General features: G+C 68.5%; 21 protein-coding genes. 13 read left to right on the top strand and 8 right to left on the bottom strand.

Annotated elements, in window-relative coordinates; translation table 11 throughout:
- Window position 1: 1 nt before the first annotated feature.
- The 6 genes from nuoL (at window position 2) to BM199_RS06630 (ending at window position 8,235) form a co-directional block, all read left to right on the top strand.
- Entirely contained in the window at window positions 2-1,900 is a 1,899-nt protein-coding gene (gene nuoL, locus BM199_RS06655) for an NADH-quinone oxidoreductase subunit L (protein ID WP_091671195.1), read from the top strand.
- Window positions 1,897-3,468, top strand: a complete 1,572-nt coding sequence (locus BM199_RS06650; protein ID WP_091671193.1) for an NADH-quinone oxidoreductase subunit M — start codon at window positions 1,897-1,899, stop codon at window positions 3,466-3,468. Before nuoL ends, BM199_RS06650 begins: the two co-directional genes overlap by 4 nt.
- Before the next feature lie 3 nt (window positions 3,469-3,471).
- Window positions 3,472-5,040, top strand: a complete 1,569-nt coding sequence (nuoN, locus tag BM199_RS06645; protein ID WP_091671191.1) for an NADH-quinone oxidoreductase subunit NuoN — start codon at window positions 3,472-3,474, stop codon at window positions 5,038-5,040.
- A 60-nt stretch (window positions 5,041-5,100) separates the two neighbouring features.
- Window positions 5,101-5,427, top strand: coding sequence for a DUF6204 family protein (locus BM199_RS06640; RefSeq protein ID WP_091671189.1), 327 nt, complete (start codon window positions 5,101-5,103; stop codon window positions 5,425-5,427).
- 385 nt (window positions 5,428-5,812) lie between these two features.
- Window positions 5,813-6,811 carry a polyprenyl synthetase family protein gene (locus BM199_RS06635; protein ID WP_091671187.1) on the top strand — a complete coding sequence of 333 codons (999 nt, stop codon included), beginning with the start codon at window positions 5,813-5,815 and terminating at the stop codon, window positions 6,809-6,811.
- Between the two features lie 68 nt (window positions 6,812-6,879).
- Entirely contained in the window at window positions 6,880-8,235 is a 1,356-nt protein-coding gene (locus BM199_RS06630) for a sunset domain-containing protein (RefSeq protein WP_091671186.1), read from the top strand.
- Between the two features lie 5 nt (window positions 8,236-8,240).
- Here BM199_RS06630 and BM199_RS06625 read toward each other — a convergent pair whose 3' ends face one another.
- The 4 genes from BM199_RS06625 to BM199_RS06610 all read right to left on the bottom strand — a co-directional run bounded on the left by BM199_RS06625 (window position 8,241) and on the right by BM199_RS06610 (window position 12,715).
- Entirely contained in the window at window positions 8,241-9,305 is a 1,065-nt protein-coding gene (locus BM199_RS06625) for a 2-oxoacid:ferredoxin oxidoreductase subunit beta (RefSeq protein WP_091671183.1), read from the bottom strand.
- Between the two features lie 72 nt (window positions 9,306-9,377).
- Complete coding sequence (locus BM199_RS06620) at window positions 9,378-11,306, bottom strand: 2-oxoacid:acceptor oxidoreductase subunit alpha (protein ID WP_091671180.1); 1,929 nt, start codon at window positions 11,304-11,306, stop codon at window positions 9,378-9,380.
- A 131-nt stretch (window positions 11,307-11,437) separates the two neighbouring features.
- Entirely contained in the window at window positions 11,438-12,232 is a 795-nt protein-coding gene (locus BM199_RS06615; RefSeq protein ID WP_091671581.1) for an enoyl-CoA hydratase, read from the bottom strand.
- A 36-nt stretch (window positions 12,233-12,268) separates the two neighbouring features.
- Window positions 12,269-12,715, bottom strand: coding sequence for an Lrp/AsnC family transcriptional regulator (locus BM199_RS06610; RefSeq protein ID WP_091671177.1), 447 nt, complete (start codon window positions 12,713-12,715; stop codon window positions 12,269-12,271).
- A gap of 74 nt (window positions 12,716-12,789) precedes the next feature.
- On the opposite strand from BM199_RS06610, the gene ddaH reads away from it, so the two are divergent.
- The gene (gene ddaH / locus BM199_RS06605; RefSeq protein WP_342741695.1) at window positions 12,790-13,638 is read left to right on the top strand and encodes a dimethylargininase; all 849 of its coding nucleotides are present in this window, start codon (window positions 12,790-12,792) and stop codon (window positions 13,636-13,638) included.
- Between the two features lie 133 nt (window positions 13,639-13,771).
- On the opposite strand, the gene BM199_RS06600 is transcribed toward ddaH, so the two are convergent.
- From BM199_RS06600 to BM199_RS06585, 4 genes are read right to left on the bottom strand one after another with little or no spacing between them, the layout of a single operon-like run.
- Complete coding sequence (locus BM199_RS06600; RefSeq protein WP_091671172.1) at window positions 13,772-14,653, bottom strand: metal ABC transporter permease; 882 nt, start codon at window positions 14,651-14,653, stop codon at window positions 13,772-13,774.
- Complete coding sequence (locus BM199_RS06595; RefSeq protein WP_091671169.1) at window positions 14,650-15,552, bottom strand: metal ABC transporter permease; 903 nt, start codon at window positions 15,550-15,552, stop codon at window positions 14,650-14,652. The genes BM199_RS06600 and BM199_RS06595 overlap by 4 nt, the downstream gene beginning before the upstream one ends.
- Window positions 15,549-16,313 (bottom strand): metal ABC transporter ATP-binding protein, encoded by a 765-nt coding sequence (locus BM199_RS06590; protein WP_091671167.1) that lies wholly within the window; start codon window positions 16,311-16,313, stop codon window positions 15,549-15,551. The genes BM199_RS06595 and BM199_RS06590 overlap by 4 nt, the downstream gene beginning before the upstream one ends.
- Window positions 16,310-17,317 carry a metal ABC transporter solute-binding protein, Zn/Mn family gene (locus BM199_RS06585; protein WP_091671164.1) on the bottom strand — a complete coding sequence of 336 codons (1,008 nt, stop codon included), beginning with the start codon at window positions 17,315-17,317 and terminating at the stop codon, window positions 16,310-16,312. Before BM199_RS06585 ends, BM199_RS06590 begins: the two co-directional genes overlap by 4 nt.
- Before the next feature lie 247 nt (window positions 17,318-17,564).
- Between BM199_RS06585 and BM199_RS06580 the strand changes: the two genes are divergently transcribed.
- The 6 genes from BM199_RS06580 to BM199_RS06555 all read left to right on the top strand — a co-directional run bounded on the left by BM199_RS06580 (window position 17,565) and on the right by BM199_RS06555 (window position 24,050).
- Window positions 17,565-18,800, top strand: a complete 1,236-nt coding sequence (locus BM199_RS06580; protein WP_091671162.1) for a class I SAM-dependent methyltransferase — start codon at window positions 17,565-17,567, stop codon at window positions 18,798-18,800.
- On the top strand, window positions 18,797-19,591 hold the full coding sequence (locus BM199_RS06575; protein WP_091671159.1) for a sugar phosphate nucleotidyltransferase: 795 nt from the start codon (window positions 18,797-18,799) through the stop codon (window positions 19,589-19,591). Before BM199_RS06580 ends, BM199_RS06575 begins: the two co-directional genes overlap by 4 nt.
- A complete protein-coding gene (locus BM199_RS06570; protein WP_091671156.1) occupies window positions 19,591-20,310 on the top strand; it encodes a PIG-L deacetylase family protein in 720 nt (239 codons plus the stop codon). Before BM199_RS06575 ends, BM199_RS06570 begins: the two co-directional genes overlap by 1 nt.
- 79 nt (window positions 20,311-20,389) lie before the next feature.
- On the top strand, window positions 20,390-21,412 hold the full coding sequence (locus BM199_RS06565) for an NAD-dependent epimerase/dehydratase family protein (protein WP_091671153.1): 1,023 nt from the start codon (window positions 20,390-20,392) through the stop codon (window positions 21,410-21,412).
- Between the two features lie 14 nt (window positions 21,413-21,426).
- A complete protein-coding gene (locus tag BM199_RS06560) occupies window positions 21,427-22,692 on the top strand; it encodes a DUF4910 domain-containing protein (RefSeq protein ID WP_177242498.1) in 1,266 nt (421 codons plus the stop codon).
- Between the two features lie 86 nt (window positions 22,693-22,778).
- Window positions 22,779-24,050 (top strand): MATE family efflux transporter, encoded by a 1,272-nt coding sequence (locus BM199_RS06555; RefSeq protein ID WP_091671148.1) that lies wholly within the window; start codon window positions 22,779-22,781, stop codon window positions 24,048-24,050.
- Window positions 24,051-24,057 lie beyond the last annotated feature (7 nt).

Raw genomic sequence — 24,057 nt, 5'->3', positions numbered from 1 at the left:
AGTGATCACCTCCTCGTGGCTGCTGGTCGCGTTTCCCGCGCTCGGTGCGCTCATCCTGCTGGTCGGTGGGAGGCGCACCAATGCTTGGGGACACCTGCTCGGCTGTGCCACCGTCATCGCGTCCTTTGTGTACGCACTGGCCATGTTCTTCGCCAGCAGCTTCGACCAGGCGACCGACACAACGCTGTACTCGTGGATTCCCGTCGAAGCGCTGCAGGTCGACTTCGGACTCCGGGTCGATCCACTCTCGATGACGTTCGTGCTGCTGATCACCGGTGTCGGCTCGCTGATCCACATCTACTCGATCGGCTACATGTCCGACGACGAGGGGCGCAGGCGGTTCTTCGGCTACCTGAACCTGTTCGTCGCCTCGATGCTGGTTCTGGTGTTGGGCAACAGCTTCGTGACGCTGTACCTCGGCTGGGAGGGTGTCGGCCTCGCGTCCTACCTGCTGATCGGCTGGTACCAGGACCGGCCTTCCGCGGCGACCGCCGCGAAGAAGGCCTTCCTGATGAACCGCGTCGGAGACGTCGGCCTGGCCATCGCGATCTTCCTGATGTGGAAGCACATCGGCAGTACCGGCTACGCCGAGGTCTTCGCCGGGATCGGCGACCAGTCGCCTGCCGTCATCACCGCGATCGCCCTACTGCTCCTGCTCGGCGCCTGCGGTAAGTCCGGTCAGTTCCCGCTGCAGGCCTGGCTGCCGGACGCGATGGAGGGCCCGACACCGGTCTCCGCGCTGATCCACGCGGCAACGATGGTCACCGCGGGTGTCTACCTGATCGCCCGCGCGGCCCCGATCTACAACCTGACGCCCACCGGTCAGTTGGTGGTCACCATTGTCGGCGCGTTCACGCTGCTGCTCGGCGCGATCATCGGCTGCGCCTATGACGACATCAAGAAGGTGCTCGCCTACTCCACCGTGAGTCAGATCGGGTACATGATGCTGGCCGTTGGGCTCGGCCCGTTCGGCTACGCGCTGGCCATCACCCACCTGCTCACACACGGCTTCTTCAAGGCGGGGCTCTTCCTCGGTGCAGGCTCGGTCATGCACGGCATGAACGACGAGGTCGACATGCGCAAGTTCGGCGGTCTCTACAAGAAGATGCCGATCACCTTCGCCACCTTCGGCCTCGGTTACCTGGCGATCATCGGTTTCCCGTTCCTGTCCGGCTTCTACTCCAAGGACGCGATCATCGAGGCCGCGTTCGGCCAGGAGGGCTGGCGGGGCTGGGTGTTCGGTGGCGCCGCGCTGCTGGGCGCCGGGATCACCGGCTTCTACATGACGCGCCTTGTGCTGCTCACCTTCTTCGGAAAGCAGCGGTGGAAGGAGATCCGGTCCACCGACGGCCGCGAGTTCCATCCGCACGAGTCGCCACCGGTGATGACCGGGCCGATGATCGTGCTCGCGATCGGTTCGGTCGCGGCGGGTTTCCTGTTCACCCAGGGCGACATGCTCATCGAGTGGCTGGCTCCTTCGGTCGGCGCGCTGCAGGAGTCCGAGCACGGCGTGCTGCCGCACGCACTGGTCCCGATCCTGACGGTGGGGCTGTCCGCGCTCGGTGCCCTCATCGCCTGGCTGCTGTTCGGCAGGCGCGACACCTCGGTGGAACGGCCGCGTGAGGTCTCGGCCGTGGTCAAGGCCGCCCGCAACGATCTGTACGGCAACGCGGTCAACGAGAATCTGGTCGCCAGGCCGGGTGTCTGGATCACCCGGTTCTCGGTATACCTCGACAACCGTGGCGTCGACGGAGCCGTGAACGGGATGGCCGCGCTGCTCGGCGGCACGTCCGGCAGGCTGCGCCGGATGCAGACCGGCTTCGTCCGCTCCTACGCGCTGTCCATGCTGGGCGGGTCCTTCCTGCTCGTGGTCGCGCTGCTCATGGTGAGGTTCGCATGACACTGTTGCTCGCACTGATTCTGCTGCCGCTGGCCGGCGCGCTGGCGCTGACCGCCTTGCGTGGCAACGACAAGCTGGCGACGCTCGTCGCACTCGGGGTGTCGGTGGCGGAACTGCTGCTGATCATTCCGCTGTGGCTCTCCTACGACCCCGGTGGCGAGCGGATCCAGCAGGCGAGTTCGATGGACTGGATTCCGGCCTTCGGGATCCACATCTCGTTCGGCATGGACGGCATCGCGCTGGTGATGATCGCTGTCATCGCGCTGCTGGTGCCGATCGTGATCGGCGCGCTCGGCACGACCGACAAGCTGCCAGCGGGCCGCAGCGCGGGGGGCTACCTCTCGCTGATCCTGGTGCAGGAGGCGCTGACCATCGGTGTCTTCGCCGCCACCGACGTCTTCCTGTTCTACGTGCTGTTCGAGATCATGCTGATTCCGATGTACTTCCTCATCGGCGGCTACGGCGGACCGAACCGGCAGTACGCGGCGGTGAAGTTCTTCCTCTACTCGTTCCTCGGTGGACTGATCATGCTGGCGTCGGCGATCGGCGCCTACTCACTGGCCAGTGACGAACTGGGGCAGGGCACCTTCGACTGGGCCACCCTGGTGACGGTCGTCAGCGAGGCACCGCTGAGCACGCAGATCTGGCTGTTCCTGGGCTTCTTCCTGGCATTCGCGATCAAGGCGCCGCTGGTGCCGTTGCACACCTGGCTGCCGGACGCGGCCGGCCAGGCGCCGACAGGTGTCGCCGTGCTCCTGGTCGGCGTGCTGGACAAGGTCGGCACGTTCGGTTTCCTGCGGTACTGCCTGCCGATGTTCCCGGCCGCCAGCGTCGAACTGGCGCCGTTGGTGCTGGTGCTCGCCGTCGCCGGGGTGATCTACGGATCGATCCTCGCCGCCGGTCAGCAGGACCTCAAGCGGTTCATCGCCTACGTCTCGATCGCCCACTTCGGATTCATCGCGCTGGGCATCTTCGCGTTCACCTCGCAGGCGATGGTCGGCTCGGTGTCGTACATGCTCAACCACAGCCTCGCGACAGGCATGCTGATTCTGGTGATCGGCATGGTGATCGCGCGGGGCGGCTCCACCCGCATCTCCGACTATGGCGGGATGTCGAAGGTGACGCCGTTGCTCGGCGGGATGCTGCTGATCGCCGGACTGTCCACACTGTCCCTGCCGGGCACGAACTCGTTCATCAGTGAGTTCCTTGTGCTGCTGGGCTCGTTCGAGACCAGGCCGGTGTTCGCGATCATCGCGACGATCGGCATGGTGCTCGCGGCGGTGTACGTGCTCTGGCTGTACCAGCGGATCATGACCGGGCCGGTTCGCGGGGACGCGATGATCGGCGCGGGGGGCGGCCCCGGTACGACGATGGCCCCCGAAGCGGGCGCGAAGAAGGCGATGAAGGACCTGTCCGGGCGCGAGATCGCGATGCTGGCGCCGATGGTCGTGCTGATCATCGGTCTCGGCTTCTACCCGAAACCCGTGCTGGACACCGTGGCGCCATCTGTGCAGGCCACTATGGATGCTGTGGTCGCCGAAAACACGGCTACGCAGGAAGGCAACTGATCAATGCTCGACGTTCTTCTTGCCCAGCAGGCGCAGCCACTGGAGTCTCCGGCCATCGCCTGGGCGGCCGTGCTGCCGATCGTGCTGGTTCTCGGCGCGGCCTGTCTGAGCGTGCTGTTCGAGGCTTTCCTGCCCAAGCACCAGCGCTGGCCCGCGCAGGTCACGTTGTGCCTGCTCACACTGGCAGGCGCCGGGGTCGCGCTGGGCGCGTATGTCATGGACGCGCCGGAGCAGGGCCTGACCACATTCAGCGGAACGTTGGCGGTGGACACACCCGCCTTGTTCCTCTGGGGCACCCTGCTGGCGCTGGCCCTCGGTGCGATCCTGCTGATCGCGGACCGGTCCGTCGAGCCGGGCGGTGCGTTCGTCGCGCAGGCGGGGATCCGGCCGGGCACCGTGCAGGACCGGGCGCAGGTCGGTTCCACGGGGATGCAGACCGAGGTCTTCCCGCTGACGCTGTTCGCGCTCGGCGGCATGATGACCTTCACCGCGGCGAACGACCTGCTGACGATGTTCATCGCGCTCGAGGTCCTGAGCCTGCCGCTGTACCTGATGTGCGGCCTCGCGCGGCGGCGCAGGCTGCTGTCGCAGGAGGCAGCGGTCAAGTACTTCCTGCTCGGCGCGTTCGCCAGCGCGTTCTTCCTGTACGGACTGGCGCTGCTGTACGGCTACGCGGGCTCGGTCCGGCTGTCCGAGATCGCCAATGCCACCGCGGGCACGGACCGGTCCGACACCCTGCTCTTCGCCGGGCTCGGACTGCTCGTGGTCGGCCTGCTGTTCAAGGGTTCCGTCGGCCCGTTCCACACGTGGACACCGGACGTATACCAGGGCGCGCCGACACCGATCACGGCGTTCATGGCCGCCTGCACGAAGGTCGCGGCCTTCGGCGGGATTCTGCGCGTGTTCACCGTCGCGTTCGAGTCGACCAGCTGGGAGTGGCGCGGCGTGCTGTGGGGCGTCGCGATCGTGTCGATGGCGATCGGCGCGATCATCGGCCTGACGCAGACCGACATCAAGCGGATGATCGCCTACTCCTCGATCGCACACGCGGGCTTCCTGCTGATCGGTGCGATCGCGATGACCGAGGACGGGCTCTCGGGCACGCTGTTCTACCTGCTGGCCTACGGTTTCACCACGATCGCCGCGTTCGGTGTGCTGAGCCTGGTGCGCGACTCGACCGGTGAGGCGACGCATCTCTCGGCCTGGGCGGGGCTGGCGAAAAGGTCGCCGCTGGTGGCGGGCGTGTTCACGTTCCTCATGCTCGCGCTCGCCGGCATCCCGTTGACCAGTGGTTTCATCGGCAAGTTCGTGGTGTTCTCCGCAGCGCTCTCCGACGGCATGGCCCCACTCGTGGTGATCGCGCTGGTGTTCAGTGCGGTCGCGGCGTTCTTCTACCTCCGGGTGGTCGTGCTGATGTACTTCTCCGAACCAGCCCCCGACGGGCCGACGGTGAGCGTGCCCGGCGCCTTCACCACAGCGGCGATCACCCTTGGCGTGCTGGTCACCCTGCTGCTGGGCATCGCGCCAGCCTTCGCCCTCGACTGGGCGGGAGCGGGCGGCTTCGCCTTCTGACGGGGACCGCTCGGAAAAGCCGTGTACATGGGCGGTAGCCGGTCGGTACGTTTTCCGGTCATGACCGCGAGCGAATTCAGGGTCCTGGTTCGGGGCAGGTTCGACGCCCCGGACCAGGAGACCCGCGCCGAGCTGGTGGCCGCCGCCGACGACCACGACTTGTTGCGCGCGGCCTTCACCGAAGACGGCACCCTGACCTACGAAAGGTCGCTGAACGGCTTCACGTTCCGCTGCACCGTCACAGCGTCGGGGGAACGGGCCGAGGAGGACGCCCGCGTCGAGGGCGAACTCAAAGCCGCCGAGGTGCTCGACAACGCCGGCTGGCCGTACCGCGGTCTGGGTTCGAGCGCGACGAACATGGACGACATCAAGATCCGTCGCGGCTGATCCCCCTTCGCAGCCGATCGGGTCGGCAAGGCCACCTACCGAGTCTCCTGACGTGGTTGTGCTGCTCGGCTCTGCCCAGGGCAGGGGATGGGGAGGCGCTGTGGGTGGCGGCTACGACGCAGTGGGTCAGTTGGGCATGCTGGGCAACGACGCACTCAGGGCGGCGCCGAGCACCTCCGGCTGCTCGCCGCGCGGATTCTCTTTTCGGCTGACTCGGTGTCGCGCATCACGCATGCCTTTGACCAGCGCGCTCACCGTTACCGGAGCCCTTGCCATTAGGCTTGGCGGGACCGTGACCCCAGTGCCGAAAGGCGGAGCCGACGTGTCAGTGCCTCATGGCGCCTCAGCGGGAGAGCGTGCCTCGGCGCAGCCTGATGCCGCTGCTATGGAGAAGTTGCGCGCAGCCGTGGGCCTGCAGATCGCCGACGAGGACCTCCTGCGCAACCTCGCCGAAGGGCTGCAGGACGTCGAGCGGTTGCTGCACGAGGTCGTCCGCAGTGACGTCAAGGCGGTAAACGACGCCGCGAGCCACCTGGTCGACGCGGGGGGCAAGCGTTTTCGTCCGTTGTTCACCCTGCTCGCATCGCAGTTCGGCACCGGCGGCAGGGACGCCGTGGTCACCGCGGCCGCCTCCGTGGAACTCGTGCACCTCGCCACGCTCTACCACGACGACGTGATGGACGAGGCCACGATGCGGCGGGGCGCGGAAAGCGTCAACGCCCGCTGGGACAACACGATCGCGATCCTCACCGGCGACTTCCTCTTCGCGCACGCGTCAAGGCTGGTGGCCGACCTCGGCACCGACGCCGCGCGGATCATCGCCGAGACCTTCAGCGAGCTGGTCACCGGGCAGATGCGCGAGACCGTCGGTCCCACCGGCGACGACGATCCCGTCGAGCACTACCTCAGCGTCATCGGGCAGAAGACCGGCTCGCTGATCGCCACGGCCGGGCGTTTCGGCGGCATGCTCTCCGGCGCCCCGGACGAGTACGTCGATGCGCTGCGCCGGTTCGGCGACATCATCGGCGCCGCGTTCCAGATCTCCGACGATGTCATCGACATCGACTCCCCTTCCACCGAGCTGGGCAAGTCGCAAGGCACCGATCTGCGTGAAGGCGTCCGTACGCTGCCCATGCTGTACGCGATTGCCGACAAGTCGACAAATCCTCGGTTGGTCGAGCTGCTCGCCGGTCCCGTCACCGAGGACGACCTGGTCCAGGAGGCGCTCGACCTGCTGCGCGAGTCCAGCGGCCTCGAGCGCGCCAAGATCACTCTCGCCGACTACGCTCGTCGCGCGAGGACCGAGTTGGCAGCGCTGCCGGCCTCACCGGCCCGTGACGCCTGCGAGTCGGTCGCTGACTACCTCGTCGCGCGCACGCGTTGAGCCCACCCGGCGACGGGTGGGAACGGTAGGACGCCCGCCGGAGGGGTAGGAAGGGAGACAACGCGGAAATGTCCATTTTCGGGCAGGTTTGGCTGTGGAGCGTGGCTGCGTTCGCGCTGGGTGCGTTGCTCGCATGGGCACTGCTCGCCAGACCGGTGCAGGCACGAGCGCGTGAACTGGAGCGCAGACTCCTCACGGCCGAGGCGGCTCCCGCTGTGGCGCCTCCGCGCGACCCCGAGCCCACACGCGTGCAGCAGGCCCCGCCGCAGCGTGACGACGCCGAACACACCCAGCAGATCCAGCAGGTGCGATCGGCACGGGAGCAGGCTCCCGAGCCCGACCCGGAGCCGACCGAGTACGTCAGTCCCGCTCCCGCCTGGCTCGAACGTGACAGCCTCGAGCACGCCGGTGAGGCGAGGCGCGACGAGACCGTCGAACGGGAACTGGCCGAGTACGACTGGGATGCCGACCCGGCGCCCGCCTACGACCCCGCCGGTTCCGCTGCCGACGACGATGGTCATGTGCAGGCCCAGTTCGACACCGGCCACGACGACACCGGCCACGACGAGAGCCGATACGACGAGACCGGGTACGACCGGGACTACGCCGTCGGCCCGAATGACGAGAGCCAGGGCTATCAGGAGCAGGCGCAGCAGGACGTCGCGCTCCCGGAGGAGTCGGCGGCGGAACGGACGAGCGTGGGAGTGAGTCTGTTCCAGCCCCAGACGTTCCCGGAGAACGACGACGCACGCGACTACGACGCCTACGACGATCAGCCCTACGACACCGAGGCGCGCGCGGAATCGCTGACGGGAGACTACGAAGAGCAGTCCCACCAGCCGTTCGAGCCGGTCTACGTGGGTCCGGACACCGGCGAGCGGGACTTTGGCGAGCGAGACGAGGAGCAGACGCAGGCTCACCAGGCCGCCGAACCCGAGGAGCCGGAGACGGAACCCGAGACCGAGGACGGGGCCGAGACCGCGCAGGGCCTGCCCAAGCGGCAGCGACGCGAGTCGCCCCGTGGCGGCTTCGACGCACCGAAGCCCATCCAACCGTCTATGCGTACCGTTTCCCGCAGGGAGCCCGCCCAGGATCAGGGCAGTACCCACAGTGGCTCGTTGTTCGAGCCCGCTGTTCCCTCGGGCCCGTCCGCCGATCCCGCCGCACCGGCTCCTCCGCCCGCGCGCGGCAGTCACGGCGCCGAGCAAGGTGGGGCGCCGATCCCGTCCGGCCCGTTCGGGCCGGGCTCGGCGATGCCACTTCCCGGTGGCGGCCGCCCCGCACCTGACTTCACCGTGAAGGCCAGCGTCACCGCCCTGCGCTACTGCACCGACGGCTCACCGCAGTTCCCGCAGATGGTCGCCGAGGTCTGGTTCCGCACCCCGGCCGATGCCGAGCGGGTGGGTTTCCGCCCGCTCGGCTGACGAGGTCAGGCGACCGTCCAGGTGTCCTTGCCGCGCAGCAGCGCCTGGAGGTCGGGGGTCCTGGCCTGCTGTGCCTGCTCGACCTGGGCACGAGCCTGGTCGTCATAGGTCGGGCGCCGCACCTGCCGGAAGATGCCCATCGGCGTGTGGTTCAGGTGCTGATCGCCGATCCGGGACAGCGCGAACGCGTACGCACTGTCCTCGATGGTCGGATCGTGTACCACCAGGTTCTCGGTCCCGATCTCGGACACCTTCGCGACCTCGAGACCGCCCCACGGGCTGCGGGTCACGCCGTACTCGCCTTCCGGCCCGAACTGGATCGGCTCGCCGGCTCGCAACGGGATGAGCCGCTGGGCGGACTCGTCGGAGTCCTTGAGCACGTCGAACGCGCCGTCGTTGAAGATCGGGCAGTTCTGGTAGATCTCGACCAGCGCGCTACCCCGGTGCTCGGCCGCCGCGGTGAGGACCTCGGTGAGGCCCTTGCGGTCGGAGTCGAGCGCGCGGCCGACGAACGTGGCCTCCGCGCCGAGCGCCAGCGAGACCGGGTTGAAGGGGTTGTCCACCGAGCCCATCGGGGTGGACTTGGTGACCATTCCCTGATCCGAGGTGGGGGAGTACTGGCCCTTCGTCAACCCGTAGATCCGGTTGTTGAACAGCAGGATCTTGAGATTGACGTTGCGGCGCAGGGTGTGGATCAGATGATTGCCGCCGATGGAGAGGGCGTCACCGTCACCGGTCACCACCCACACACTGAGGTCGGGCCGCGCCGTGGCCAGCCCGGTCGCGATCGCCGGGGCCCGCCCGTGGATCGAGTGCATGCCATAGGTGTTCATGTAGTACGGGAAGCGGCTGGAACAGCCGATCCCGGACACGAAGACGATGTTCTCCCGCTTCAGACCCAGTTGCGGCAGAAACGACTGGATCGTGTTGAGCACGACGTAGTCGCCACAACCCGGACACCAGCGCACTTCCTGGTCGGACTTGTACTCCTTGGCCTTCTGCGGCTCGTCGGTCGTGGGCACGCCGGTGAGGCCGCCCAGCGCGGGGAGTCCGAGGTCTGTCGCCGTCATTTCGCGACCTCCGCGGTAGAGAGTGCGTCGGCCGTCATTTCGCGACCTCCGCGGTAGAAAGTACGTCGGCCGTCATTTCGCGACCTCCTTGGTGCGGTTGCTGGCGCCGGTGATGGTGTCGGTGAACACGCCCTGCAGTTCCTCCGCCTTGAAGGGCAGCCCGGCAACCTTGGTGTAGCTGTGGATGTCGATGAGGAACTTCGCCCGCAGCAGCATCGCCAGCTGCCCCAGATTCATCTCCGGCACCACCACGGTGTCGTAGGACGCGAGCACGTCGCCCAGGTTCTTCGGCATGGGGTTGAGATAACGCAGATGGGCCTGCGCGATGGGCATTCCCGCCTTACGCACCCGGCGGCAGGCAGCGCCGATCGGGCCGTAGGTGGAACCCCAGCCGAGCGCCAGTACCCGAGCCTGCCCGCCGCTGGGGTCGTCGACCTCGATGTCGGGCACGTCGACGCCGTCGATCTTGGCCTGCCGCAGCCGGACCATCTTGTCGTGGTTGTCCGGGTCGTAGGAGATGTTCCCCGTGCCGTCCTGCTTCTCCAGACCGCCGATGCGGTGCTGCAGACCGGCCGTGCCGGGAATCGCCCATGCGCGCGCCAGTGTCTCCGGATCTCGGACGTACGGCCAGAACTCGTCCGACCCGTCGGTCGCGTTCGGTTCGCTGGCGAACTGGGTGCGCAGATCCGGCAGCGAACTCGCGTCCGGGACCAGCCAGGGTTCCGAGCCGTTCGCGATGGCGCCGTCGGACAGCAGCAGCACCGGGGTGCGGTAGGTCAGCGCGATCCGCGTGGCCTCCAGCGCGATGTCGAAACAGTCGCCGGGGGTCGCCGGAGCCACGATCGGCACCGGTGACTCGCCGTTGCGGCCGAACATGGCCTGCAGCAGGTCGGCCTGCTCGGTCTTGGTCGGCAGGCCGGTGGACGGGCCACCACGCTGCACGTCGATCACCACGAGCGGCAGTTCGGTCATCACGCCGAGCCCGATCGTCTCCGACTTCAGTGCCACGCCCGGCCCCGACGTGGAGGTCACGCCGAGCGCGCCGCCGTAGCTGGCGCCGAGCGCCGCGCCGATGCCGGCGATCTCGTCCTCGGCCTGGAACGTCATGATGTCGAAGTTCTTGTGTTTGGACAGCTCGTGCAGCACGTCACTGGCCGGCGTGATCGGGTAGGTGCCGAGCAGGATCGGCAGGCCGGACTGCTGGCCCGCGGCGACGATGCCGTACGCGAGCGCGGCGTTGCCGGTGATCTGCCGGTAGGTGCCGGGTGCGAGCTTGGCCGGGGCGACCTCGAACGTCGTCGCGAAGGACTCCGTTGTCTCGCCGTAGTTCCAGCCCGCACGGAAAGCCAGGACGTTGGCCTCGGCGATGTCCGGCTTCTTCGCGAATTTTTCCCGCAGGAACCGCTCGGTGCCCTCGGTCGGCCGGTGGTACATCCACGAAAGGAGCCCGAGCGCGAACATGTTCTTCGCCCGCTCCGCGTCCTTCTTCGAAAGACCGGTCTCCTCGAGCGCGCCCCTGGTCAGCGTCGACATGGCGACCCGGTGCACCTCGAACGCCGACAGCGAGTCGTCCTCGAGCGGGTCGGCGTCGTAGCCGACCTTGGCGATGTTGCGCTTGGTGAACTCGTCGGTGTTCACGATGATCGTGCCGCTGCGGGGAACATCGGCGACGTTCGCCTTGAGCGCGGCGGGGTTCATCGCGACCAGCACGTCCGGCCGGTCGCCGGGCGTGAGGATGTCGTAGTCGGCGAAATGGACCTGGAACGAGGAGACACCGGGGATCGTCCCCTGCGGCGCCCGGATCTCCGCCGGAAAGTTCGGCATCGTCGACAGGTCGTTGCCGAATGCCGCCGCTTCCGAGGTGAACCGGTCGCCGGTCAGCTGCATGCCGTCACCGGAGTCGCCCGCGAACCGGATCACCACTCGGTCCAGCTGGCTGACTTCTGTCGGGCGGCTGGCCGACAGTGCACCGTTGCCGCTGCCGTTAGCGCTCGTGCTCATGGGTTAGAGAATCCCTCTCTCCCGTCGTGGGCGCACCATTGCCCATTCCTCGAGATTACGTGCTGTTCTTGCCGCGCGTGCGGCTGTGTGACCCGGCTTACCTGTAACTCATGGTAACAGTCAGTGTCGGCTCACTGCTGTGAGCCTGGCCTCCCTTCGCCGGAACCGCCGCCGCGGATTCGTGATCGCAGCTCGGCCAGCCGCGCGGCGAACTCCGGCGAGTCGAGTGAGGTCAACTGTGGAGGCAGTTCCGTGTCCACGGCGTCCGCGTGTTTGCTCAGTTCGCGGGTAGTGCGCATGGCGGCCTTGACGGCGGTCACGAGCTCACGAGGCGCCTCTGCGGCGGGCTTCGCGAGTTCCCGTGCGGCGGCCAGCAGCCGATCGTGGTCTCCCTCCACGACACGCAGCACCAGCCCCGCCCGCTGCGCGGCATCCGCATCGAGGATCTCGCCGAACAAGGTCATCGCCGTCGCCTGCTGCCCGCCGACCGCACGCTGGAGCATCCACGTCATCCCGCCACCGGGATGCAGGCCGAGCTGCAGGAAGCGCGCGTCGAACCGGGCCCGCGGGCCCGCGAGGCGGACGTCGGCGGCCAGCGCCAGGTTCAGCCCGGCCCCGACGGCTGCGCCGCCGACCGCCGCGATCGTCGGCAGCGTGCACCGCGCCACCGCGAGGAAACCTTCGTAGATCGCCCGCAGGCCTTCTTCCTTCGCCGCTCCGAGCGCGCTCAGGTCGGCTCCGGCGCAGAACGCGGGCGGCGCGCCGGTGACGATCACCGCGTGGCAGTCTTCGTCCCGCTCCGCGGCGGCCACGGCCTCGGTGAGCTGCGCGGACAGGTCCAGGGTCAGCGCGTTGCGCCGCTCGGGGGCGTCCACGGTGATCACCGCTACGCCGCCGGAGTGCTCGCTGAGGATGCGTTCGGTCATCGGCACATCGTGGCCCATCGCCGCCGGGCACTTCGGTCAGGCCTGCGGATTCGGCGGCCGTTCGAGCAGGGTGGAGAGCACCACGGTCGACACCGTGCGGTCGATGATCTCCAGTCCGCGCAACCGTTCCAGCGCGGTCTCGAGGTGGTGGATGTCGGCGGCTCGCAGGTGCACGATGGCGTCCGCCGCGCCGGAAACGGTGTAGGCGGCCACCACCTCGGTCAGTGGTTCCAGTCTGGCCCTGATGCGCGCGGGGGCCACGTTGCCCTGGCAGTGGACCTCGACGAACGCCTCCGTTCCCCAGCCCAGCGCCTCCGGGTCGACCACGGCGGTGAAGCCGCGCAACACTCCCACGTCCAGCAGCCGGTCGACGCGCCGCTTGACTGCCGGGGCCGAAAGCCCGACGACCTTGCCGATCTCCGCATAGCTGGAGCGGGCATTGGTGACGAGGCACGAAATGATTCTCTGGTCGATTGCGTTCACACGCAATGTTTAGCATGCATGTGCACAAGAGACAGAGATTGCTTGCGCAGATCAGGTCTCATACATTTCGAATCATGACGGCTCTTGTATCTTCGGACGTTCGTGTGCCCACGCCCCGCCACTACCTGATGTGCCCGCCGCGGTACTTCGCCGTCGACTACGCGATCAACCCCTGGATGGATCCCACCCAGCCGGTGGACCGTGACCTCGCGCTCGCCCAGTGGACCAGGCTGCGCGACACTTATCGCAGCTTCGGCCACACGGTGGACGAGATCGAGCCGCAGCCCGGCCTGCCCGACATGGTGTTCGCGGCCAACTCCGGCACCGTCGTGGACTCCCAGGTTCTCGGCTCGCGGTTCCGGGCGCCCGAGCGCAGCGCCGAGGCGGAGCACTTCCGCCGCTGGTTCGTCGAGCACGGCTACCGCGACGTGATCATGCCTTCCAAGATCAACGAGGCTGAGGGCGACTTCGCCTGGACCGGCCGGGTGCTGCTCGCCGGAACCGGATTCCGCACCGACCCGGAGGCGCACGCCGAGGCGCAGGAGGCACTCGGCGTCCCGGTGGTGTCGCTGCGGCTGACCGACCCGCGCTACTACCACCTCGACACGGCCCTGTTCGTTCTCGCCGAGGCCACCGATTCCGCGCCGGCGCAGGTCGCCTACTACCCGGAGGCCTTCTCGCCGGGGTCCCGCCGGGTGCTGGCCAGGCTGTTCCCCGACGCGGTGCGCGCCGACGAGGCCGATGCGTCCTGCCTTGGGCTGAACGGGGTCTCCGACGGTCACAACGTGGTGCTGCCCGGCGAGGCGACCGCGCTGGCCGCCCGCCTCGCCGAGCGGGGGTACGAGCCCGTCCTCGTCGACATCTCCGAGCTGCGCAAGGCGGGCGGCGGCCCCAAGTGCTGCACCCTGGAGATCCGCAAGTAACCCTGCCCCAGCCCGCACTTTCCCGGGAAAGTGCGCTACGTGCACGCGCCGGCTATCGCACTTTCCCGGGAAAGTGCGAGGGTTTTCGAGGTGGCGGGGTGTGCCGACTCGCACTTTCCCGGGAAAGTGCGGGTCAGGCGGCGCGGAGTCGGCGGAGGCCTCGCCAGGCGAGACCCCGGCGCGGCGCGAGCAGCAGCGCCAGCAGGAACACGACCGCGCTGCTGAGCCCGATCATGCCGGGGATCGACGTGTCGAGTTCCACCGCGGCGCGGTGCCCGGCGACCGAGCTGACCCAGCCAACGGCGACGGCCGCCACCAGCATCGCGGGGACCCGATTGACCAGCAGGCGGGCGGTGGAGGCCGGCACCACGAAGAAGGTGATCACCAGGATCGCGCCGACGCTGTCGAACGCGACCACGGCCAGCGCCGCGACGGCCACCAGCAGGATCTGCCCGACCACCCGCCCACGCAGGCCGCTGAGCTCGGCGAAGTCCGGATCGAACGTGCTCGCCTGCAGCGGCCGCCACAGCAGCATGACGAGCAGCACGGTCAGCACGGCCGCGGTCGCGGTGATGACCAGTGACGTCGGCACCGTCGTGCCCGCCAACTCCGTCGTGCGCAGCGGCGCGAAGGTGATGTCGCCGTAGATGGCCGAGTCGAGGTCGATGTGCGCGCCGGACGCGAACTGGCCGATGCCCAGGATGCCCAGCGAGAACAGCGCGGGGAAGACCAGCACCAGTGCCGCGTCCGAGCCGACCGTCCTCGTTCGCCGGAGCCACTCGAACGCCGCGACGCACGCGACACCGAAGGCGGTGGCGCCGAGGACCGTCACCGGTGACGTGCGTTCTCCGGTGAGCAGGAAGACCGCCACGATCCCCGGCAGCACCGCGTGGCTCACGGCGTCCGGCAGCAGCGCCTGGCGCCGCAGGACGAGGAAGCTGCCCAGTAGCGCGCAGGCCGTCGACAGCAGCCCGGCGATGATGATGATCATCAGGTCGTCCGCGGTGAACGTCATGTGGACGCGACCTCCCTTGGCGGGGACTCCCTGCGCCTGCGGGCCTTGGCGAGGACGCCCCGCCGTGGCGCGAACACGATCGCCAGCAGGGCGATCACGGTCGCCAGCAACACGATGACCGGACCCGCAGGCAACTCGGCCCTGCCCGAGACGACCCCGCCGACGACGCCGCACAGCGCCCCCAGCACGCCGGACAGCGGGACCAGCCCGCTCAGCCGCGTTGTGAGCTGCCGTGCCGCGACCACGGGAGCCACCAGCAGCGCCACCATGAGAATCGCGCCGACCGTGCGGACGCCGAGTACCACGGCCAGGGCGAGCAGACCGGTGCTGGCCGCGTCGACCGCCCAGGTCGGGACGCCGGCGACCGCGCTGAACCCGGGGTCGAACGTCGCCGAGCGCAGTACCCGGAAGCCGATCGTCACGACGGTGAGGGCGAACAGGCCGAGCACCAGCGCGAGCACGATGTCCCGCTCGACCATCCCGGCTGCCTGGCCGAGCAGGTAGTAGTTGAGCCCGGACTGCTCACTGTTGCCACTGCCCGCGATGTGGGTGAGCAGCACGATGCCCAGCGAGAGGGAGATGGACAGGACGACACCGATCGCCGCGTCCGAGCGCAGCCGGCCGACCCGCTCCAGCCCGATCATGCCGAACGCGGCCAGCGCGGCCGACACCGCGGCGCCGATGAGCAGCGCCTCGGGGGCCTTCGTCCCCGTCACGAGGAACGCGACCGCGATGCCCGGCAGGGTGCCGTGGCTCATCGCGTCGCCGAACATGCTCCGCCTGCGCAGCACCACCAGTGGCCCGAGGGCGCCCGCGACGAAGCCGACGACCGCGGTGCCGACGACGACCACCGCGTCGGGATACGACAGCGGCAACCACTCGAGTACGGCGCCGATCATGTGCGCGGGGAGAGCGGTGTGAGGCCGTACGCGCGCTCCAGGTTCGCCGGGGTCACCACGGTGCCGGCAGGCCCGTCCGCGACCACGGTGCCGGCCAGCAGGACGGCGTGGTCGAAGCGTTCCTGCACGGTGCGCAGGTCGTGGTGCACGGCGATGACCGAGCGCCCCCGCGCACAGAGTCCGCTCAGCACGTCCAGCAGCGCCGACTCCGTCCGCGCGTCCACGGCGGTGAACGGCTCGTCGAGGATCACCAGATCAGCCTGCTGGGCCAGGGCGCGGGCCAGGAACACCCGCTGCCGCTGGCCACCGGAGAGCTCGTCGATCGGCTGCTTCGCGAGATCGAGGACCCCGACCTCGTCCATGGCGGCCGCGACGAGGTCATCGTCCTCCCGGGTGAGCCTGCGCAACCAGCCACGGTGCGGGAAGCGGCCCATCTCGACGACTTCGACGGCGGTGATCGGGAAGTCCTGGGCGACGCTGTCCTGCTGCGGCACGTAGGCCACCCTGCGCCGGACCTGCTTCAGTGGTTCCCCGAGCAGGCGAACCCGGCCACGGACCGCGGGCATCAGCCCGAGCGCCGCCTTGACCAGCGTCGACTTGCCCGCGCCGTTCGGGCCAACCACGGCGGTCAGCAAGCCGGCCGGAATCTCCAGCGTCACATCGTCGAGGACGGTCCGGCCCCCGTAGGAAGCGCTGACCCGGTCGAGTGCCAGCGCGGGCGCCTGCACGGCTTGCTGCTTCTCGTTCGCGGTCAGGGTCATGTCAGCCCCGCCACGAGCTGGGCGGCGTTCGCGCGAATCATGCCGAGGTAGGTCCCTTCCGGTGTGCCGTCGTCGCCCGCCGAGTCGGAGTACAGCTCCCCGCCGATACGGACGTCCTTGCCCTGCTGTCGCACCGCCGCGAGTACCGAGTCGAGCATCTGCCGCGGCACGCTGGTCTCGACGAACACCGAAGGCACCCCGCTGTCGGCGATACGGGCGGCGACCCTGTTGACGTCGGTCGTCGTCGCTTCGGACTGCGTCGAGATCCCCTGAATCGCCACGACGTTCATGCCGAACGCCCTGCCGAAGTAGCGGAACGCGTCGTGCGAGGTGACGAGCTGCCGCTTCGTTTCCGGGATCCGCTCGATGAGCGCTCGGATCTCCCCGGTGAGGCCAAGTACCCGCGCGCGGTACTCGGCGCCCCTGAGCCGGTAGTCGTCGGCGTGCTCGGGGTCGATTTCGGCCAGCTGGTCGGTGACCGCCTGCACGACGTACGCCCACAGCGCGGGGTCGAACCACACGTGCGGGTCGTACTCCTCCTCGGGCGCGGCGTCCGAGGGCGGGCTGAGCAGCAGGTCGCGGGGAATCGCGGAGCCCGCGAACAGCACGGGCCTCGATCGCCCGATCTCCTCGAGCGTTCGTTGCAGCGAGCCCTCGAGATACAGCCCGACCGCGAAGACGGCGTCGGCCTGCCGCATTTCGCGCAGGTCGCTCGCCTTGGCCTGGTACAGGTGCGGGTCGACGCCGGGCGGCATGAGCCGGACCGTGTCGATGTGCTCGCCACCGATCTGGCGAACGGTGTCGTCCAGGAAGTTCGTCGTGGTCACGATTCTCGGCTTCCCGGTCACCGCCGACGCGGTGTCGCCCGCGGAGCGCACCGCGTGGACGGTGACGAGGGTCAGCACGAGCACGGCGGCCGCGCAGAGCGCGGTGATCGAGAGCGCCTGTCGTCTGCGCGCGCCTCGACGGGCTCGAGCACCGAGCCTCCTGCCCGCCGTGTCCATCGACGACCTCCAAAGTTCGTTGCGCCGAAATTCAGTATACGGGCCAGCGAATACCAGTTGGCAAGGTTGCTCGGTGTACGTCACTTCCGGTCGTCATCGCCGGGCCCCGGCGGCCCGCCCGTGTTCGCCATGTCTCGATTGGGAGTCGGTCCGCCGCGGCACGCGGTGACTCTGTAACAAGCCCTCACGGCCCAGCGAATCAGGTGTTGCACCACCCTTGACGATCGGCGAGCCCTGGAGCGGGTTGATGACAACGTGCAGACTCTGCGGTTCGACGAACCTGGCCAGCATCGTCGATCTCGGGGCGACCCCGCCGTGTGAACGCTTTCTCGCCGCCGAGGATCTCGAGCAGCCGGAAGTCACCTATCCGCTGCATCTGCGTCTCTGCGCCGACTGCAGGCTCGCACAGATTCCGCCGCTGATCACGCCGGAGGAGACGTTCACCGAGTACGCCTACTTCTCGTCGTACTCGGCGTCCTGGGTGCGGCACGCTCGCGAGTTCGTTTCGGGGGCGGTGCGGCGGCTCGGCCTCGACGGGGACTCGTTCGTCGTCGAGGTGGCCAGTAACGACGGGTATCTGCTCAAGCACGTTGTGGCACAGGAAATCCGCTGTCTCGGCGTGGAACCTTCGGTGAACGTCGGGCAGGCGGCACGCGACGCGGGGGTGCCGACGGTGACCGCGTTCCTCGACAGCGAGACCGGTGCGGGCGTGCGCGCGGAGCACGGTCCCGCCGATCTCGTGGTGGCCAACAACGTCTACGCACACATTCCGGACATCGTCGGTTTCACCCACGGCCTGCGATCACTGGTGGCGGACCGGGGCTGGGTGTCGATCGAGGTGCAGCATCTGCTCACCCTGGTACAGCACAACCAGTACGACACGATCTATCACGAGCACTTCCAGTACTACACGGTGGATTCCGCGACCAGGGCTCTCGCGCTCGGCGGGCTGTCCGTTGTGGATGTCGAGCTGCTGCCGACGCACGGCGGGTCGATCCGGTTGTGGGCCAGACCCACCGAAGCGGCAGGCGAACCGAGTGAGCGGATGCTGGATGTGCTGGCGCAGGAGAAAGCCGCCGGACTGCACGAGCTCTCGGGGTATACCGAGTTCGCGGCGCGGGTGGGGCGAGTACGCAGGGAACTGCTGCAGTTCCTCACCGGCGCCGCCGAACGCGGGGAGACCGTGGTCGGCTACGGCGCTCCCGGCAAGGGCAACACCCTGCTCAACCACTGCGGTATCCGGCCCGACCTCCTGTCGTACACCGTCGACCGCAATCCGTACAAGCACGGCAGGTTCACTCCGGGAACCCGAATTCCGGTGCTGCCGACCGAACAGATCGCCATTGACCGGCCGGACTACGTTCTCGTGCTTCCGTGGAACCTGCGCGACGAGATCACCGAACAACTGTCCTATGTGTATGAATGGGGCGGCAGGCTGGTCTTTCCCATACCGACTCTTGACATCGTGGGGAGCCAGCCATGAAGGTCGTCCTCTTCTGTGGCGGGTACGGCATGCGCATGCGTGGCGGAACCCAGTCGGACGTGCCGAAGCCGATGCAGATGGTCGGGCCACGGCCGTTGATCTGGCACGTCATGCGTTACTACGCCCACTTCGGGCACACCGAGTTCGTGCTCTGCCTCGGCTACGGCGCGCACCACGTCAAGGACTTCTTCCTCAACTACGAGGAGACGACGTCCAACGACTTCGTGCTCTCCGGCGGCAGGACCAGGCTGTTGTCCACCGACATCTCCGACTGGTCGATCTCCTTCATCCAGACGGGAATCGAGTCCGCGATCGGTGAGCGCCTGCGCCGCGTGCGCGAGCACCTCGACGGCGACGAGATGTTCCTCGCCAACTACGCCGACGTGCTCACCGACGCGCCGCTGCCCGCGATGATCGAACGGTTCCAGAGCTCCGAAGCGGGTGCGTCGATGATGGTCGTTCCGCCCCAGTCGTCGTTCCACTGTGTGGAGATGGACGAGGGCGGGCTGGTCGGCTCGATCACCGCTGTCAGCGAGATGCCGCTGTGGGAGAACGGCGGGTACTTCGTGCTGCGCCAGGAGATCTTCGACCACATCCCGAAGAACGGTGACCTCGTCGCCGACGGCTGCGCGGAACTCGCCAAGCGCGGCAGGCTGCTGGCCTATCCCTACCGGGGCTTCTGGAAGCCGACCGACACGGTCAAGGAGCGCTACGCCCTGGACGAGGGATATGCCAAGGGAGACCGCCCCTGGGCGCTCTGGGAACGACGCACCGCCGTCGCGAGCGCCTGATGCTGGCGCTGCGGGCCACCGGGGTCAGTCGCATCGTCGCACTCGGCGCCCACTGTGACGACATCGCGATCGGTGCGGGCGGAACGCTGCTCACCCTGTGCTCCGCCAGCCCGGGAATCCGGGTGGACGCGCTTGTCCTCTCCGGCGGCGGGACCGAAAGGGAGGACGAGGAGCGCGCCGCGCTCGCCGCCTTCTGTCCGAACGCGGACCTCGAAGTCAGCGTGCTGAAACTGCCCGACGGACGGCTGCCGGTCCACTGGGACGAGGCGAAGAACGCGCTGGAGGAGTTGCGGTCACGGACGGAACCGGATCTCGTCCTCGCGCCCCGTACCGAGGACGCGCACCAGGATCACCGGGGCCTCGCCACCCTGGTGCCCACGGCGTTCCGCGACCACCTCGTGCTCGGCTACGAGATAGTCAAGTGGGACGGCGATCTCGGCAGGCCGGTGGCCTACCAGCCGCTCACCGATGACATCGCCGAGGACAAGGTGCGGTTGCTGCAGGAGCACTACCCCTCGCAGCGGCATCGCCCCTGGTACGACAGGGAGGCGTTCCTCGGGCTCGCGCGCATCCGGGGCATCGAATGCCACGCGCACTACGCGGAGGGCTTCTCCGTGACCAAGGCTGTCCTCGATCTAGGAGGGATTATGCAGAACGACCCAGCGACCGCGGGCCGACAGGCCCGTGCGAGCGGTCGGTGCGGTTCACCGCATCGGTGACGCACGCTACGGACCTGAATAACCCGAGTTTTGAATATGACACGGGGCACCGCACCATCGTTCGGAGGGATGAAAGACCATGCGTGTGCTACTGACCGGGCACCAGGGCTACCTGGGCACGGTGATGGCTCCGGTGCTCGCCGCGGAGGGCCACGAGGTCACCGGTCTCGACTCCGGACTGTTCGCCGGATGTGTGCTCGGAGACGCGCCCGCGGATCCGCCCGGACACCGGGTGGATCTGCGCGACGTCACCGCGGAACATCTGTCCGGTGTGGACGCGGTCGTGCACCTGGCCGCGCTGTCCAACGACCCGCTCGGCGCGCTGGCTCCCGAACTCACCTACGACATCAACCACAGCGCCTCGGTCCGGCTGGCCAGGCTCGCCAAGGACGCGGGCGTGCGCAGGTTCCTGTACGCCTCGACCTGCTCGGTGTACGGCGCCTCCGGCGGTGACGGCCTGGTGGGGGAGGACGCGCCACTGCGACCGGTCACCCCGTACGCCGAGTCGAAGGTGCGGGTCGAGGACGATCTGCACGAACTGGCCGACGACGGTTTCTCGCCGGTCTTCCTGCGCAACGCCACCGCCTTCGGGTTCTCACCCCGCCTGCGGGCCGACATCGTGCTGAACAACCTGGTCGGGCACGCCTGCCTCGCCGGTGAGGTGCGCGTGCTCTCCGACGGCACCCCGTGGCGGCCTCTGGTGCACGCGGGCGATATCGCGCGGGCCTTCGCCGCCGCGCTGACGGCTCCGAAGGAGACCGTGCACGACCGGGCGTTCAACATCGGCACCGAACGCAACAACGTGACGGTCGCGCAGATCGCCGACCAGGTGGTGGAGGCCGTACCCGGTTCCCGGCTGCTGATCACCGGTGAGGCCGGAGCGGACCCGCGCTCGTACAGAGTGGACTTCTCCCGCTTCCGCGCGGCAGTTCCCGGGTTCGACTGCGAGTGGTCGGTCAAGGACGGTGCGGTGGAGCTGACCGAGGCGTACCGGCGGTTCGGCCTCACCAAGGACGGCTTCGATCAGCGGTTCACCCGGCTGGCCTGGCTGAAGGACCGGACGGCCGCGGGCGAGGTCGACGAGACCCTGCGGCACCGCTGATGGACGGCGCGCGGATGCACGAACTGGTGGAGCGGCTGTATCCGCTCTGCCGGAGCATCACCGGCGACGGGGTGCGCCGGACACTGGAGATCCTGTCCGAGCACATCCCGCTGCGGGTGCACGAGGTGCCGACCGGCACACCGGTCCTCGACTGGACCGTGCCGCAGGAATGGAACATCCGCGACGCCTACATCGCCGACAGCGCGGGCAACCGGGTGGTGGACTTCGCCGACTCGAGCCTGCACGTGGTCAGTTACAGCGTGCCGGTATCGGCGACCATGACGCTGCAACAGCTGCGGTCGCACCTGCACACCCTGCCCGAGCATCCCTCGTGGATTCCGTACCGAACCAGCTACTACGCGCCGGACTGGGGATTCTGCCTCGCGCAGAACACACTGGACGCGATGCCGGATGGGGACTACGAGGTGCACATCGACTCCACGCTCGGCGATGGGCACCTGACCTATGGCGAGTACGTCGTACCCGGGCAGGTCGCCGACGAGGTCATCGTGTCCTGCCACGTGTGCCACCCCGCGCTGGCCAACGACAACCTGGCCGGCATCGCGGTGGCGACGGCGCTCGCGGGTGAACTGGCCGCGGCCGCACCGCACCACACCTACCGGTTCCTGTTCGTTCCTGGAACCATCGGCTCCATCACCTGGCTGGCTCGCAACTTCGAGCGGGTGGACCGGATCCGGCACGGGCTGGTGCTGGCCTGCGCCGGTGATCGCGGTTCCTTGACCTACAAGCAGAGCAGGCGCGGGGACGCCGAGATAGACCGGGTGCTGCGGCACCTGCTGCGCGCCAGCGGTCGTCCACACGAGATCGTCCGGTTCTCGCCGTACGGCTATGACGAACGCCAGTTCTGCTCACCGGGGTTCAACCTCGGCGTCGGATCGCTGACCCGTACCCCGCATGCGGGGTACCCGGAGTACCACACCTCCGCCGACAACCCGGACTTCGTCTTGGCCGAGTCGATGTCGGACACGCTGGCGACCTGCCGCGAGGCGTTCGCCGTCCTGGACCGCAACCGGACGTACGTGAACCTGAGCCCCTACGGCGAACCGCAGCTGGGCAGGCGTGGACTGTACGACTCCCTCGGCGGGCGCAGCGACGCGAAGCAGGCGCAGCTGGCGATGCTCTGGGTGCTCAACCTCTCCGACGGCGAGCACAGCCTGCTCGACGTCGCCGACCGTGCCGAACTGCCGTTCGACACGGTCGTCGCCGCCGCCGACGCATTACGGGATGCCGGGCTGCTCAAGGAGGCGGACGGGACGTGAGCCACGGTCGTCACGCGGGACCCGAGGCGCCCGGTCCGCCGCCAAGGCAGGCCGGCAGACATCGTGCGGCCGGGTCTTCGACGGCGATGCGTGCGGTGGCGGGGCGGATCAGCTGGGGACTGGCCGACCAGGCCGTGTCCAGCATGACCAACTTCGCCGTCGGCATCTATGTGGCTCGCACGCTCGGGGTGACCGAGTTCGGTGTCTTCACCCTTGCCTGGGTGACCTACGGCCTGGTGCTCAACATTTCCCGGGGGCTCACCACCGACCCACTGGTCGTCCGGTTCAGCGGGGTCTCGCCCGCAGCCTGGCGCGCGGCGGTGGCCAGGTCCTCCGGCACGGCCCTGCTCATCGGCCTCGTGTCCGGAGTGGTCAGTGTGCTCGCAGGACTGGCCATCGGCGGTGGGCTCGGTGCCGCGTTCGTCGCGCTCGGTCTCGTGTTCCCCATGCTGCTGTTGCAGGACAGCTGGCGTTTTGCCTTCTTCGCAGCGGGACAGGGGCGCAAGGCGTTCGTCAACGACGTCGTCTGGGGCGCTGCGCTGATTCCCGCACTGGTGCTCGCCGCCCAGCAGGGAAGCGTCTTCTGGTTCGTGCTGGCCTGGGGCGTTTCCGGCGGCGTCGCGGCCGGGTTCGGGTACCTGCAGTCCGGTGTCGTTCCGGCCGGCGTGCAGGCGGCAGTGTGGCTGCGTCAGCAGCGGGACCTCGGTCCGCGCTATCTCGTGGAGAACGTCAGCAACAGTGGCGCCTCCCAGTTGCGGATGTACGGCCTCGGCGCGATCGCCGGCCTCAGCGAGGTCGGCGCGATCCGGGGAGCCGAACTGTTGCTCGGCCCGTTCCTCGCCGTGCTGATGGGCCTCAGCCTGGTCGCGGTTCCCGAGGCAGCGCGGGTCCTGCGGCGCTCACCGCACCGGCTCCCGAAGTTCTGCCTCGTGCTGGGTGGCAGCCAGGCCGCGGCGGCGTTGGTCTGGGGCTGCGCGCTGCTGCTCGTGCCGGACATCGCGGGCGAGTTCGTGCTGGACTCGGTCTGGGAACCCGCTTCCGCGCTGATCCTTCCGGTCACGCTGTCGGTCACGGGGGCCGGACTGGTCGCGGGAGCGGCTTCGGGTCTGCGTGCGCTCGGTGCGGCACGGCGCAGCCTGCGCTCCCAGCTGATCGCGTCGGCGGGGTACCTCGGCGGCGGGCTCGCGGGCGCCACCATCGCAGGTGCGCTCGGGGCGAGCTGGGGTTCCGCGATCGCCATGTGGTGCGGCGCCGCCATCTGGTGGGGACAACTGCGGGTCGCGCACCGCGAGCACCAGGCAGGCATCCATGCGACGTCCGACGAATCGCTCGAAGAAACCGAAGAGTTCACGAGATGAGGACACC

Origin of the sequence: Amycolatopsis marina (assembly GCF_900111885.1) — a bacterium.
GTDB classification, from domain to species: Bacteria; Actinomycetota; Actinomycetes; order Mycobacteriales; family Pseudonocardiaceae; genus Amycolatopsis; species Amycolatopsis marina.
This window is presented reverse-complemented; position numbering and strand designations above follow the sequence as displayed.

Coding starts and splice junctions, on each gene's coding strand:
- BM199_RS06640 (WP_091671189.1), top strand. CDS start 5,101: ATGACCGCGAGCGAATTCAGGGTCCTGGTTCGGGGCAGGTTCGACGCC.
- BM199_RS06565 (WP_091671153.1), top strand. CDS start 20,390: ATGCGTGTGCTACTGACCGGGCACCAGGGCTACCTGGGCACGGTGATG.
- BM199_RS06630 (WP_091671186.1), top strand. CDS start 6,880: ATGTCCATTTTCGGGCAGGTTTGGCTGTGGAGCGTGGCTGCGTTCGCG.
- BM199_RS06635 (WP_091671187.1), top strand. CDS start 5,813: ATGGAGAAGTTGCGCGCAGCCGTGGGCCTGCAGATCGCCGACGAGGAC.
- BM199_RS06590 (WP_091671167.1), bottom strand. CDS start 16,313: ATGACCCTGACCGCGAACGAGAAGCAGCAAGCCGTGCAGGCGCCCGCG.
- BM199_RS06595 (WP_091671169.1), bottom strand. CDS start 15,552: ATGATCGGCGCCGTACTCGAGTGGTTGCCGCTGTCGTATCCCGACGCG.
- BM199_RS06570 (WP_091671156.1), top strand. CDS start 19,591: ATGCTGGCGCTGCGGGCCACCGGGGTCAGTCGCATCGTCGCACTCGGC.
- ddaH (WP_342741695.1), top strand. CDS start 12,790: ATGACGGCTCTTGTATCTTCGGACGTTCGTGTGCCCACGCCCCGCCAC.
- BM199_RS06600 (WP_091671172.1), bottom strand. CDS start 14,653: ATGACGTTCACCGCGGACGACCTGATGATCATCATCATCGCCGGGCTG.
- BM199_RS06560 (WP_177242498.1), top strand. CDS start 21,427: ATGCACGAACTGGTGGAGCGGCTGTATCCGCTCTGCCGGAGCATCACC.
- BM199_RS06650 (WP_091671193.1), top strand. CDS start 1,897: ATGACACTGTTGCTCGCACTGATTCTGCTGCCGCTGGCCGGCGCGCTG.
- BM199_RS06625 (WP_091671183.1), bottom strand. CDS start 9,305: ATGACGGCGACAGACCTCGGACTCCCCGCGCTGGGCGGCCTCACCGGC.
- BM199_RS06615 (WP_091671581.1), bottom strand. CDS start 12,232: ATGACCGAACGCATCCTCAGCGAGCACTCCGGCGGCGTAGCGGTGATC.
- BM199_RS06580 (WP_091671162.1), top strand. CDS start 17,565: ATGACAACGTGCAGACTCTGCGGTTCGACGAACCTGGCCAGCATCGTC.
- BM199_RS06585 (WP_091671164.1), bottom strand. CDS start 17,317: ATGGACACGGCGGGCAGGAGGCTCGGTGCTCGAGCCCGTCGAGGCGCG.
- BM199_RS06575 (WP_091671159.1), top strand. CDS start 18,797: ATGAAGGTCGTCCTCTTCTGTGGCGGGTACGGCATGCGCATGCGTGGC.
- nuoN (WP_091671191.1), top strand. CDS start 3,472: ATGCTCGACGTTCTTCTTGCCCAGCAGGCGCAGCCACTGGAGTCTCCG.
- BM199_RS06555 (WP_091671148.1), top strand. CDS start 22,779: ATGCGTGCGGTGGCGGGGCGGATCAGCTGGGGACTGGCCGACCAGGCC.
- BM199_RS06620 (WP_091671180.1), bottom strand. CDS start 11,306: ATGAGCACGAGCGCTAACGGCAGCGGCAACGGTGCACTGTCGGCCAGC.